The organism is Amnibacterium soli (assembly GCF_039544415.1).
GTDB lineage: Bacteria > Actinomycetota > Actinomycetes > Actinomycetales > Microbacteriaceae > Amnibacterium > Amnibacterium soli.
In genome coordinates, this window is record NZ_BAABLP010000002.1 from 49,226 (window position 1) to 61,527 (window position 12,302).

The window sequence follows — 12,302 nt, forward strand, 5'->3', positions numbered from 1 at the left end:
AGAAGGCCCCGCACCATGCCCTTCCCCCTGCTGCTCCTGCTCTTCGTCGCGGCCGCGCGCGTCACCTGGATCGCCGGCGTGCAGCTGAGCAGGCAGACCGACGTGCTCGCCGCGCGGCTGCACCTGGGGGAGGCGCTCGGCGGCCTGATCCTGCTCGCCATCGCGACGAACCTGCCCGAGATCGCGATCACGGTCAGCGCGGCGATCTCCGGGGACCTGTCGATCGCGCTCGGCAACATCCTCGGCGGCATCGCCCTGCAGACCGTCGTGCTGGTGGTGCTCGACGCGGTCGGCGTGCGCGGCGGGAAGCCGCTGACGTACCGCGCGGCGTCGCTGCCGCTGATCGTCGAGGCCGGGCTGGTCATCACGGTCCTCGCCGTCGCGATCGCGGGCACCCAGCTGCCCGCGAGCGCGATCCTGTGGCGCATCCCGCCCGCGGGCCTGCTGATCGCGGTGGTCTGGATCGTCGGGCTGCTGCTCGTGAACCGGGCGCAGCGCTCGCTGCCGTGGCACGGCGACGGCACCGCGCCCGACGCGCAGCCCGAGCCGCGCGGCCACAGCCGGCAGAAGACGGAGGCGAAGCAGCACGGCACCAGCACGGCCAAGGCGGCCGTGATCTTCGCCGTGGCCGCGGTCGCGACCCTCGTCGCCGGCGTCGTGCTCGAGCGGAGCGGCGACGCCGCGGCGACGCAGATCGGGCTCTCCGGCGTGCTCTTCGGCTCCACCGTGCTCGCGCTCGCCACGTCGCTGCCCGAGATCTCCACGGGGCTCACGGCGGTCCGCAACGGCGACTACAAGCTCGCCGTGAGCGACATCTTCGGCGGCAACGCGTTCCTGCCCGTGCTCTTCCTCGTGGCGGCGCTGATCTCCGGCAAGGCGGTGCTGCCGCAGGCGCACGGCACCGACATCTACCTGACGGCGCTCGCGATCGTGCTGACGCTCGTCTACCTGCTCGGCATCCTCTTCCGCCCGCAGCGGCGGATCGCGAAGATGGGCGTCGACTCGTTCGTGGTGCTCGTGCTCTACGCGGCGGGCATCGTCGGGCTGTTCGCGATCGCGGGCACCTGACGCCTTCAGCGGCCTCCGGTCGAGTGATCCCCACGGGACGCCCGGCCCTCGACCGGCCGTTCCTGTGCACGAGATCCGTCCGGAGGCCGGCGGCTCTCGCCCCGCCCGCCGGCCCCGGTCGAAGCCGTGCGCGTCAGCCCAGCGACGCGATCGCGTCCGAGATCGTGTCGTCGCCCTCGGTGACCTCGAACTGCGAGCCGATGGTCGAATCGTCCTCGAGCACGGCGACGATCACGGCGGCGACGTCCGAGCGCGAGATCTCGCCCCGCGGCAGCCGCGGCGCCGTCCGCACCGCGCCGGTCGCGGGCCCGTCGGTCAGCGCGCCCGGCCGCACGATCGTCCAGTCGAGACCGCTGGCGCGCAGCGCCTCGTCCGCATCGCGCTTCGCGTCGACGTACGCGCGCCAGGCGGGCGCCGCGTCGTCCGCGACCGGCTCGTCGACGCCCATCGCGGACACCTGCACGAAGCGGGCGATGCCGGTCAGCTTCGCGGCCTGAATCGACTTCAGCGAGCCCTCGAGGTCGACGGTGCGCTTGCGCTCGACGTTCCCGTCCCCGCCCCCTCCGGCGCTGAACACGACGGCGTCGGCGCTGCCGAAGACCTCGGCGAAGTCCTCCGCGTCGCTGCCCTCGATGTCGAGCAGGTACGGCTCGGCGCCCGCGTCCTCCACGTCGGCGCCGTGCGCCTCGTTGCGGATGGTGCTGCGGACGGTGTGGCCCTGGCCGGTCAGCGCCTCCGCGAGGCGGAGTGCGACCTTTCCGTGGCCACCGACGATCACGACTGTGCTCATGGACCGGCACGGTACTCAGCGGGAATGCGCGGAACCCGAACCCGGTTCAATGCCACCATGGCGACCAAGACTCTGACCATCGAGAACCACAACGACACCGTGGCCGACGGCACGGTGCTCATCGACTTCTGGGCCGACTGGTGCGGCCCGTGTCACCAGTTCGCCCCGGTCTTCGAGCAGTCGAGCGAGCAGCACCCGGACATCACCTACGCGAAGGTCGACACCGAGGACCAGCAGCAGCTCGCCGGGATGTACGGCATCACGTCGATCCCGACCCTCGTCGTCTACCGCGACGGCATCCCCGTGTTCGGCCAGCCGGGCGCGCTGCCCGGCCAGGCGCTCGAGTCGCTGATCGAGCAGGTCCAGCAGCTCGACATGGACGACGTCCGCAAGCAGTGGGCGGAGCAGCAGAAGCAGCAGGAGGGCGCGCAGGCCTGAGCCGCGCTCCCGTTCCGACGAAGGCCCCGCCGAGACCGGCGGGGCCTTCGTCGTCCTCAGCCGGGGTTCGACTCGCGCTCAGATTCGAGGCGCAAGCTGGGGTCCTATGAGTGACACGACAACCATCAGTGACACGTTCACCATCGGCGGCGACCTCACGGTCCACCGCCTCGGCTTCGGCAGCATGCAGCTGACGGGTCCCGGGGTCTGGGGTCCGCCGAAGGACCACGACGAGGCGATCCGGGTGCTGAAGCGCTCGGTCGAGCTCGGCGTCGACTTCATCGACACCGCCGACTCCTACGGCCCCTACGTGGCCGAGGAGCTGATCGCGGAGGCGCTGCACCCGTACAAGGACGGCGTCGTCATCGCGACGAAGGCCGGCCTCACGCGCACCGGCCCGAACGTCTGGCCGCCCGTCGGACGCCCCGAGTACCTGCGCCAGGAGGCCATCCAGAGCCTCCGCCGCCTGAAGCTCGACGCCATCGACCTGTTCCAGCTGCACCGCATCGACGAGAAGGTGCCGCTGGAGGACCAGGTCGGCGAGCTGAAGAAGCTGCAGGACGAGGGCAAGATCCGGCACATCGGCCTGTCCGAGGTGTCGGTCGAGCAGCTGCAGGAGGCGCAGAAGGTCGCGACGATCGTCTCCGTCCAGAACCTCTACAACCTCGCCAAGCGCGACGCCGAGCCCCTGCTCGAGCACTCCGAGCAGCACGGCATCGCGTTCATCCCGTGGTTCCCGCTCGCGACCGGCGGCCTGGCGAAGGAGGGCGGCAAGCTCGACCAGCTCGCCAAGAAGCACTACGCGACGCCCTCGCAGCTGGCGCTGGCCTGGCTGCTGCACCGCTCGCCGGTGATGCTGCCGATCCCCGGCACGTCGTCCGTCGCGCACCTCGAGGACAACATGAAGGCCCGCGAGATCGAGCTGAGCCCGGACGAGGTCCAGGAGCTCGAGCAGGCCGTCTGACCGCCGCTCGACCCTCGCGAAGGGCCGCCTCCCCTCACCGGGAGGCGGCCCTTCCGCATCAGCGCGCCGAGGCGACGCGCTCGCGGCGGATCCCGTAGACGAAGACTCGCGGCAGCCACCTCGCGACCGGCCCCCGCAGAGCGGCGAGCACCGGGCGGGACGGCATCAGCCGCACGCCGGGTGCCGCGGCACCGGCGGCGAGGACGTACCGCTGGGCGACCACCTGGATCCGCTGCGTCAGGGCCGTCGCCGGCAGCCGCCGCCGCTCCACGCGCCGCAGCAGCCGGGCCGGCAGCACCGCATCGGCGCCGCTGCCGCGCTGCGCCTTCCGCAGCGCCGGGCCGAGCACGTTCGCCGCGGTCACCGCGTCGGCGACGGCGAGCTCGACGCCCACCCCGCCGATCGGCGACATCGTGTGCGCGGCGTCGCCGATCGCCAGCAGGCCCGGCGCGGACCAGCTGCGCAGCCGCTCGACCGTCACCGTCAGCAGCTTGACCGCCTCCCAGTCGTCGATCGCGTGCACACGGTCCGCCATCCACGGCGCCGTCGCACGCAGGCGCTCGCGGAACGCGGGCAGGCCCGCGGCGCGGATGCGGGCGTCGTGCCCCTCCGGCACCAGCAGCGCGACCTGCCACGAGTCGCCGCGGTTCACCGAGACCAGCCCGCCGCTGCGCCCGATCGTCCCGAGCAGGCCCGCCGGCTCGTGCGCGTGCCGATCCATCCGGAACCAGAGCACGTCGACCGGCGCCGACAGCGTCCGCACCGCCGAGCCGAGCGCCGCCCGCAGCACCGAGCGGCGCCCGTCGGCGGCCACGGTGAGGGCGGCCCGCACCTCGTGCTCGACGCCCTCCCTCCGGTAGCGCACGCCGCGCACGCCCTGCTCGTCGCGGAGCACGCCCGTCACCTCCGCGCCGAGCAGGAGGGTGAAGCCGGGGTGCATCCGCCCGGCCCGCGCGAGCAGGTCGAGGAAGTCCCACTGCGGCACGAGCGCGATGTCGCGGAAGCGGGCCCGGCGCGGGGCGACGGAGGGGAGGTCCTGCCGCACGAGCAGCCCGTCCGTCGTCGCGAACTCGACCGACGTCATCCGCCCGCGCACGATCGCGTCGAACTCCGCCATCAGCCCGAGCTCGTCGAGCACCTGCTGCGTCATCGGGTGCACGGTGTCGCCGCGGAAGTCGCGCAGGAAGTCGTCGTGCTTCTCCAGCACCGTCACCTCGACGCCCTGGCGGGCCAGCAGCAGTCCGAGGACCACACCGGCCGGCCCTCCGCCCGAGATCACGACGGTGGTCCGGGCCGGCGTCATGCACGCAACCTGACAGGGCCAGCCTCCGTGTCGTCCGGGTCCGCAGGGAACGGGGGTGCGGGCGCGCGTCAGCCCGCGATGCGCTCTGACCGGATGCCGTAGACGAAGACGCGGGGGAGGAGGCGGGCGACCGGCCCCCGCATGACCGCGAGCGCGACCTTCGGCGGCATCAGCGAGGCGCCCTCCGGCGTCCGCGTGATCGCGTTCACCCGGTTCTGCCCGAGCACCTGGATGCGCTGCGTCACCATCGTCGTGAGCTGGCGGCGCTGCTGCACGCGGTCGAGGATCGCGGGGTTCAGCAGCTTCTCGAACCGCCGCGGGTCCTGCTGCGCGCGCAGCAGGTCGGGGCCGAGCAGGTTCGCGGCCGCGACGGCGTCGCCGATCGCGAGGTTCACACCCACACCGCCGAGCGGCGACATGGTGTGCGCCGCGTCGCCGATCGCGACGATCCCGGGCGCGGACCACTGCCGCAGCCGCTCGACCCACACCGAGAGCAGCTTCACGTCGTCCCAGGTGCGCACCTGTTCGAGCCGGTCGCCCATCCAGGCCGCCACCCCGCGCACGCGGTCGCGGAAGGCGGGTAGCCCCGCCGTCCGGATCTCCTCGTCGGTGCCCTTCGGCACGAGGAAGGCGACCTGCCAGTAGTCGCTGCGGTTGATGGCGACGGCTGCGCCGCCCCGGCCGATGACCCCGCGCAGCTCCGTCGGCTCGTCCGCCTCGCGGTCGATGCGGAACCACAGCACGTCGATGGGGGAGCCGAGCACGACGAGCCCGGTGCCGATGTCCTCCCGCAGCACGGAGTGCCGCCCGTCGGCCGCCACCGTCACCACGGCGCGCAGCACGTGCTCCCGGCCGTCCTTGCGATAGCGCAGCCCTCGCACGCCCCGCGCCTCCCGCACCACCCCGAGCGTCTGCGCCTCCATCACCAGGGTGAAGGAGGGGAACTCGGCGGCCTTCCGCACGAGCAGGTCGAGCAGGTCCCATTGCGGCGCGAGCGCGATGTCGGTGAAGCGCGCACCGCGCGGTGCGACGGACGCGAGGTCCTGATGGACCAGCACCCCGTCCGTGGTGGCGAAGTCGACCGCCTCCATCCTTCCGCGCACGAGGGCGTCGAACTCGTCGATCAGCCCGAGCTCGTCGAGGATGTCGAGCGTCATCGGGTGCACCGTGTCGCCCCGGAAGTCGCGGAGGAAGTCCGCGTGCTTCTCGAGCACCGTGACCTCGACGCCCTGCCGCGCGAGCAGCAGCCCGAGCATCACCCCGGCGGGCCCGCCTCCGGAGATCGCGACCGTCGTGCGCTGCTCCGTCATGACCCCATCGTCCGCTCGCGACCCTGAACCCGCCACCTGCGACGTGTTCCGCTCGGAGCGCCGCCGATGGATCGATGAGGCCCTCCCGGCCCCGCTACACTGTCCGAGGCTCGCAGGGACTCCACTCCCTGCGGGTCGCCACGGGCTGTGGCGCAGCTTGGTAGCGCACTTGACTGGGGGTCAAGGGGTCGCAGGTTCAAATCCTGTCAGCCCGACCAGCGAAGGGCCTGACCAGGGTGACGTTCGTCACTCTGGTCAGGCCCTTTCTCGGTCACTGCCCCTCGTGCGTGTGCGATGTGCGTGCTGCAGTCGACGTCGTAGACGGATGTGTCCTGGTGAGGTCCATGAGGCGGCCGCGGCGGCCGGCCACGGAGCCCGGTCGGATGCACATCGACCGACGCGCCACGAGCGCCGAAGCAGCCGACCCGACCGGGATCATCGTGATCACAGCGCGCACGACGATCGGTGACCTGCCACTGGCACCTCATCGCCCCGCGTCGAACGCGGCAACGATCACGAGCACACCGACGAGCGACATGAGCGCACCGCCGCGCAGATGATCAGCGCGAGCCCGTCCGCGGCCATGCCTCGGACATCAGCTGGTTCTTCGGCGGCCGGCCGCGCCGCATGAGCAGGTCGGACGGCGTCTCGCGGGCAGGACGGTGAGACGGCATCCGTCACCCCGCCCCAGAGGTTCTCGCCCGCCCGTCTGGGTCCGGACGACGTCCTGCCCGGCTGCCCTCAGCGTCGGGAGTGGGTACTCGCTGCAAGTGGCGGCCCCCGCGATACTGCGTCGAGAGCACCGCGCAGGAGAGGACCGAAGCCGCATGGGCTACTCGCACCACCCGTTCGAGGAGATCGACGTCCGCGAGCCGCGCGGGTTCGGGGACGTTGCTCTGTGCTGGACCCTGCTCGCGCTGGGCGGCGTGCTCCTACCGCTCCTGCTGCTGTTCGTCGCGCTGGTGTCGGCTGCTCCGCTCTTCGGAGTCGCCGCGAGTCCTGGCGAGGATGCGCAGGCCGCCCGATGCCTGTGGGCGTCGCGCGGCGTCGCGGGCGCGACTACGGCTCTGCTGCTGGGCTTCGTGTTCGTCCGCGGCCGACAGGGGAGGTCGATCGCGTCCGGGTGGGTCACTGTCCTGCTCGCCGGGCTTCTGACCTTCCTGCTGCTCGCCATTCGAACGACAGGTTGACCGCAGCGACACCATCTGCGCGAGCAGGGGTGTGAGACCGTTCCGAGGACGTCGACGAGCGTCGGTCTCGTCGGTGCGACAGCGCTCGCGATGCGAGAGCGCCTGCCGCTCGGTTCCGCGACGAGCGGCAGGCCTCTCAGCTCGTTCTCCTCGCTTTCCGCTGCGCACACGTGCGGGGTGCGGCAGGGATGGGTCGAGAGGGGCCGGTGCTCTCAATCCGTCCTGGCGGTGACCTTCTTCACGACGCCGATGCAGTGGCTGGCGCGGGCGTCGCGCACTCGGGTGTCGGACGCCTTGAGGTTGGACCAGCGGACGTCGGTGCTGCCGGTACCGGTCTGTCGGTAGGCGATCTTCCCGTCGTCGCTGACTCGAACGGTCGACCAGAGGATGTCGTAGCGGCCGTTGGCGCGCTTCTTCGCCGTCGCGCGTTCGAGGATCGGGCCGCCGTTCTGGTCGTTGCAGGCGATGCCGGTTCCGGAGGTCGACTTCGCGCCGAGTGCGAACGTGTACGCGCCGCCGGTCTTGTGCTGGGGCTGCACGAACCGGCAGTTCCGGAAGGCGTAGGGCTCGGCGGTCTCCTTGTCGTCGATGACGCTGACGACGCCAGAGCCCAGGAGGTATGCGGTGAAGCCACTGTGGGCTTGGAGCCCCCGCAGTGTGTCCGTGATCGTGTAGACCCCGCCGGCGGCGGTGCGGATGCCGTAGACGTAGCGCCCGTTGCCCGCCCCGTAGAACTGCGTGTCGGCCCGGCCGTCCTGGTCGACGTCGGAGATCGGCCCCGTCACGGCGCCGACCGGCATCTTGGCCGTGTTGGTGCAGCCCGGTCCGCTTGCCACCGGGGCGGTGGAGTCGGCGTGCGCCGCCACTCCGCCGGTCATCAGCAGCGCGACCGTCAGAGCCGAAGTCAACAACGTCCTACGAGTGCTCATCACAGCTGTCCCTCCGGACGGGGCCCGATGTCCCGTCACGAACAGGTATGTCCAGCACCGCGCGAAGTGTCACAACCCTCGGAGCGGTCACTCGACGCGTCCGCGCCGGACCGAGAGGTCCGCCCCAGAACGATCCGCGAGCGTCTCACGGCCAGGTTTGTGCGACGGCGCCGTTGCTTGTTGCTCCGCGGCTGATCCGCAGCAAGACTCGCGAGCGTGTTCGTTGGATGGCACCTCCTGGTAACGGCGCTGCTGACGGTCGTGCCGGTTGTGGTCCTCGCGCTGATCGTCGTCATTGCAGTGAGGGTGCGCCGCGCATCGCGGGCAAGGAGCGAGGAGCGGATCGCGCAACGGACGGCAAAGCTTCTTGGCCCGCAGGGGCGGCGCGAGGACTAGCGGCTGGGCCGCAGGTCTCGTGAGCAGGCAGTTGAGACGTCGGCGACATCAGCCGAGGGGGACCCTGCGCACTGAGAGGCCGCCGTCGACGGGGAGGATGTGGCCGGTGATCCAGGCTGCGTCAGCAGAGCAGAGGAACGTGATCGCGCCGGCGACGTCCTTCGGTTCACCGACGCGGCCGAGGGGGTAGAGAGACGAGAGGTGGTCGGGTCCGCCCTGGTCGTTCCAGACGCGGGTCCTGATCGTCGCGGGGGCGACGGCGTTGACGCGGATGTCTCGGGGCCGAGCTCCGAAGCGAGATTGCCGACGACGGAGGCAAGCCCGGCTTTCGCGGCGGAGTAGGGCTCGCTTCCGAGCGGGATGGAGGCGCTGATCGAGCTGACGACGACGATCGCCGGCCCCCGCGTGCTGCGGCGGAGCCAGGGGAGTGCCTGCCGTGCGACTCGGACTGGTCCGAGGAGGTTGAGGTCGAGCATTGCTCGCCAGGTGTCGTCTGTGGTGTGCTCGAAGTCGCCGTGCGCAGTGTCCCCGCCGGCGACGTGAACGAGACCGTCGATCGTGTCCGTGATCGCCGCGAACTCAGCAACGGCGGTGGTCACCGACCTCGGGTCCAGGACGTCGAGCTCGAGGCCAACGTGACCCGAGCCGGCGAGCTCGGAGGCGGCGGCTGATGCCTCGTCGCGGTCGAGATCCGCTACCCCGACTCGCGCACCCTCGGCCGCCAGGCGCTCGGCGGTCGCTCGGCCGATACCGCTCGCTGCGCCGACGACGAGGAAGGAGGCGCCAGCGAACCGCCGACCCTCACGAGCAACTGCCACCCCGGACTCCTGACTCGTCCTCGCCACCATGGCGCAACCAGCGGTTGTTCGCTAGGCAAGGACAGCTTCGCGTCCCACGAGCAGGCTTTTGAGAGGCACGTCACTACGATCAGCGCGTGAGGACAGGCTCGGCTGCGCCAGACAGGCGCTTCTTCGCGCTGGCTTCGGCGATGTCGTTTCTCGGGGTCGTGCTCCTACTGACGCGTCAGGGGCATGAGGAGCTGTTCGTCGTCGTTGCGACTGCGCTCTTCGTGGGGGCCGCCTTCGCCATGCTGCGTGGAGCGCGCTACTGGCCGTTCCGCCAGCGCTGAGCTGACTGTCGCCAGTCAGAAACCGTCTCGTCAGCGGGCTTCTTGGATAGCGCTCGTGCCAAGGGTGAGGGCCGTCCTATGCGTAAGGGTTGGGCCGCTGACATGATCAAGCCTCGTGCGCAATGTGATCGTTGACGGTCTGCTCGTTGTTCTCGCGCTTGCGCTTGCGGTCGCCCTGATCGTCGTGGAGCGGCGGGCTGCTGGCAGGCAGGGTCGCCGGCCGCGCACAGCCGTGCTCGGGGGAGCCGTCGTCGCGGGTGTGCTCGTTGTCGTAATCGGCGCGGCCATCGTCGGAGTCATCGCGGTCCAGGGCGCGTGACTAGTGCGCGAGGGGTGTAGACGCCCCGATCTGAGCGCAGTCACGGGTCGACGTCGGGCCGCTCTCGACCCCGAGGCGCGCCGATGGTCTCACCGGCAGGGGAGTGGTACGTCTCGGGCGTGGGGGCGGTTGGCACAGTGCGGTTGTTGCAGGTTGCGCCCGCTCGGTTAGTGACGTGCGACCGGCGTCGGGTTTCTTCGACGCCGTCGCCGTGTCGCTCGATCCTGCAGGCGGAGGGTCCATCACGGTCGCTGGTGACTTTGATGAGGTGGGTGTCGTTCGTAGAGCACGGCGACAGCTGATCCGTATGCGGTGTGAACTGAACACCTCGCGTTCCGCGAGAGCTAGCGTCACGGCGTGACGTTGAATCATGTGAGACGAGGGCGCGGCAGTCCGCTGCTGCTCGTCCACGGTCTGGGTGCCGGGTGGCGATCTTGGTCCCCGGTACTCGACGGACTGGCCGAGAGCCGTGAGGTGATCGCTGTCGACCTGCCGGGTTTCGGCGAGTCGCCACCGTTGACCGGCGAGGTCTCGATCGCCACCCTGACCGACTCCGTTGCAGACTTCATCCGCGAACAGGGCCTCGACGGAATCTCGACCGTCGGCCAGTCGATGGGCGGTCGAATCGTGCTCGAACTCGCCCGGCGGAGTGTCGGCGGTGACACCGTGGCGTTGGACCCGGGCGGCTTCTGGAGCGACCGCGAGGTCGCCGTCTTCAGTGCCACGCTGCGGCCGTCGATCGCTGCGGTTCGAGTATTGCGACCCGTGTTGCCAGCGCTGCTCGGCAACCCTGTCGGTAGGACCGTTCTGCTGGCGCAGTTGTCGGCACGGCCGTGGGCGCTCTCGCGCGAGACCGTGCTGCCGGACGTGCGCGGGCTGGCCGACTCGCCGGCGACTGGTGCTGCCATGGACGCCCTGACGAAGGGGCCCAAGCAGCAGGGTGCCCCGGCTGGCTCGGTGCCCGGCCGGGTCACGATCGGTTGGGGTCGCCGTGATCTGGTGACCGTGCCGAGACAGGCCGCGCGTGCCATCGAGCTCTTCCCCGACGCGGTGCTGCACTGGTTCGAGCGATGCGGGCATTTCCCACAATGGGACGCACCGCACGAAGCGACCAGCCTGATTCTCGACAGCACCGCTTGAGCGCGGCCGGCCGGCTGGCCGTTGCGAGCATGAGCGCCGATCCGGCCCGCCCTTAACTATCGAGGCGAGGAAGGCGTCTCACGAGCAGGACGTCGAGACGTCTCGCGTGATGAGTTCTGAGATGTCTTCACTCCGGTCGAGGGTTCAGTCTCCGGGGCGGCGGGTGTGGGGGATGCCGGCGACGGCGGTGCCGTGCTCGTCGGTGACGACGAGTCCGATCGAGGAGTCGGCGGATTCGGTGAGGCGTCGCAACCAGTCGACATCGATGGCGGGTGGACGGGAGCCGAGGAACTTGAAGTAGGCCGGGAAGGTCGGGCTCATCCACAGCGAGCTCCGGCCGCTACCGGCCTTGGGCGCGTCCATCCAGGACATCGTGAGTGGTTCGCCGCGGCGGAAGCGGAGCATGATCACGACTTGGAGGTGGGCCAGGACGCGGTCGTCGAACTCGACGGTGAGTGCGTCATAGGTCATCCAGCCCATCAGATCGCGCCGCTCGTGGAGCTCCAGAAAGGGATAGTGCGGAACCTACTCGGGTGTCGTGGCGCCGTGTTGTGCCCGGGCCATCGCTGCGGCGATCTCGACCGAGTCCGGCAGTCGTCGGCGGCTCCGGTTCCGCAGGTCCTCCACCGTGTTCTCGGACTGCAGATCGATGGTCTCGTCATCGCTGTCCATGGCGAGGATCTGACTGGCGGGTCCGACGATCATCCGCACCTGCCGTCGGGTGCCTTCGGTGTCGAGAGCTGGCAGCAGGACGACGTCGGAGGAGTCGAGGACGGCGAGCACGCTGGCGTACTCCATGAGCGCGTCCGCGATCTGGTCGTCGGTGGAGAACCACGAGTTCGCGTACCAGATCCTCTGCACCCGCGCACCCTGCCACCACACCCTGCAAGCCACACCCTGCAAGCCATGCCCGCAGGCACTGCCCGCCTGAGGGCCGCGGCGTCTCGTGGGCAGGGTTCTGAGACACGGGATGCGGGGCGCCGGCCCGGGCCGGTCTCAGTACCTGTCTCAGAACCTCGGTCTCGGAAGCTTGCAACAGCCACAGCAGTGGGACAGCGCGCTGCGGCTCGGCGCTGACCGGTTTGACGTCGCTCTCGAGCTGGCCGAGGCGGCGGGAGGGGTGGCGCGGGACCTGCCGAGGTCGCGCGCCGTGAGTGGCCGGTTCGCTGGCGTCGATGGGCTCGCGGGCCGATCAACGGAGTCGTTCCGACTGACTGGTCAGGCCCTTTCCCGTCATCCGGAGAACGCGCACCCATCAGCGATCCGAGTCGTGCAGCTCGCCGAGGCGGTCGGAGTCGGCGGCGGGTGAGGGGCCGCTGCGAGGAG

The 12,302-nt window shown here is 70.7% G+C and carries 13 protein-coding genes, 1 tRNA gene and 1 pseudogene; 8 read left to right on the top strand and 7 right to left on the bottom strand.

The window, feature by feature from the left end; translation table 11 throughout:
• The first annotated feature begins 15 nt into the window (after positions 1-15).
• Positions 16-1,068, top strand: coding sequence for a sodium:calcium antiporter (locus tag ABEA53_RS04170; RefSeq protein ID WP_345479739.1), 1,053 nt, complete (start codon positions 16-18; stop codon positions 1,066-1,068).
• Between the two features lie 133 nt (positions 1,069-1,201).
• On the opposite strand, the gene ABEA53_RS04175 is transcribed toward ABEA53_RS04170, so the two are convergent.
• Positions 1,202-1,858 carry an SDR family oxidoreductase gene (locus ABEA53_RS04175; RefSeq protein ID WP_345479740.1) on the bottom strand — a complete coding sequence of 219 codons (657 nt, stop codon included), beginning with the start codon at positions 1,856-1,858 and terminating at the stop codon, positions 1,202-1,204.
• A 57-nt stretch (positions 1,859-1,915) separates the two neighbouring features.
• Here ABEA53_RS04175 and trxA point away from each other — a divergent pair, with 57 nt between their 5' ends.
• Together trxA and ABEA53_RS04185 are read left to right on the top strand one after the other, a co-directional pair.
• On the top strand, positions 1,916-2,296 hold the full coding sequence (gene trxA, locus ABEA53_RS04180; protein WP_345479741.1) for a thioredoxin: 381 nt from the start codon (positions 1,916-1,918) through the stop codon (positions 2,294-2,296).
• Positions 2,297-2,402: 106 nt separating this feature from the next.
• On the top strand, positions 2,403-3,260 hold the full coding sequence (locus ABEA53_RS04185) for an aldo/keto reductase (RefSeq protein ID WP_345479742.1): 858 nt from the start codon (positions 2,403-2,405) through the stop codon (positions 3,258-3,260).
• A gap of 58 nt (positions 3,261-3,318) precedes the next feature.
• On the opposite strand, the gene ABEA53_RS04190 is transcribed toward ABEA53_RS04185, so the two are convergent.
• Positions 3,319-4,563: an FAD-dependent oxidoreductase gene (locus ABEA53_RS04190; RefSeq protein ID WP_345479743.1), complete on the bottom strand. Its 1,245-nt coding sequence runs from the start codon at positions 4,561-4,563 to the stop codon at positions 3,319-3,321.
• A gap of 68 nt (positions 4,564-4,631) precedes the next feature.
• A complete protein-coding gene (locus ABEA53_RS04195) occupies positions 4,632-5,873 on the bottom strand; it encodes an FAD-dependent oxidoreductase (protein ID WP_345479744.1) in 1,242 nt (413 codons plus the stop codon).
• 141 nt (positions 5,874-6,014) lie between these two features.
• Here ABEA53_RS04195 and ABEA53_RS04200 point away from each other — a divergent pair.
• A tRNA-Pro gene (locus tag ABEA53_RS04200) sits at positions 6,015-6,091 on the top strand.
• A 609-nt stretch (positions 6,092-6,700) separates the two neighbouring features.
• Positions 6,701-7,063: a hypothetical protein gene (locus ABEA53_RS04205; RefSeq protein WP_345479746.1), complete on the top strand. Its 363-nt coding sequence runs from the start codon at positions 6,701-6,703 to the stop codon at positions 7,061-7,063.
• Positions 7,064-7,275: 212 nt separating this feature from the next.
• Here ABEA53_RS04205 and ABEA53_RS04210 read toward each other — a convergent pair whose 3' ends face one another.
• Complete coding sequence (locus tag ABEA53_RS04210; RefSeq protein ID WP_345479748.1) at positions 7,276-7,992, bottom strand: hypothetical protein; 717 nt, start codon at positions 7,990-7,992, stop codon at positions 7,276-7,278.
• Positions 7,993-8,436: 444 nt separating this feature from the next.
• Positions 8,437-9,236 (bottom strand): annotated as a pseudogene (locus tag ABEA53_RS16910) (SDR family NAD(P)-dependent oxidoreductase).
• A gap of 86 nt (positions 9,237-9,322) precedes the next feature.
• On the opposite strand from ABEA53_RS16910, the gene ABEA53_RS04225 reads away from it, so the two are divergent.
• From ABEA53_RS04225 to ABEA53_RS04235, 3 genes are all read left to right on the top strand, one after another.
• Positions 9,323-9,517, top strand: coding sequence for a hypothetical protein (locus ABEA53_RS04225; RefSeq protein ID WP_345479749.1), 195 nt, complete (start codon positions 9,323-9,325; stop codon positions 9,515-9,517).
• Positions 9,518-9,632: 115 nt separating this feature from the next.
• Complete coding sequence (locus tag ABEA53_RS04230; protein ID WP_345479751.1) at positions 9,633-9,836, top strand: hypothetical protein; 204 nt, start codon at positions 9,633-9,635, stop codon at positions 9,834-9,836.
• Between the two features lie 357 nt (positions 9,837-10,193).
• Positions 10,194-10,976 (top strand): alpha/beta fold hydrolase, encoded by a 783-nt coding sequence (locus ABEA53_RS04235; RefSeq protein ID WP_345479752.1) that lies wholly within the window; start codon positions 10,194-10,196, stop codon positions 10,974-10,976.
• Positions 10,977-11,120: 144 nt separating this feature from the next.
• Here ABEA53_RS04235 and ABEA53_RS04240 read toward each other — a convergent pair whose 3' ends face one another.
• On the bottom strand, positions 11,121-11,447 hold the full coding sequence (locus ABEA53_RS04240) for a DUF7882 family protein (RefSeq protein ID WP_345479753.1): 327 nt from the start codon (positions 11,445-11,447) through the stop codon (positions 11,121-11,123).
• Positions 11,448-11,501: 54 nt separating this feature from the next.
• Positions 11,502-11,837, bottom strand: a complete 336-nt coding sequence (locus ABEA53_RS04245; protein ID WP_345479754.1) for a hypothetical protein — start codon at positions 11,835-11,837, stop codon at positions 11,502-11,504.
• Between the last annotated feature and the right edge of the window lie 465 nt (positions 11,838-12,302).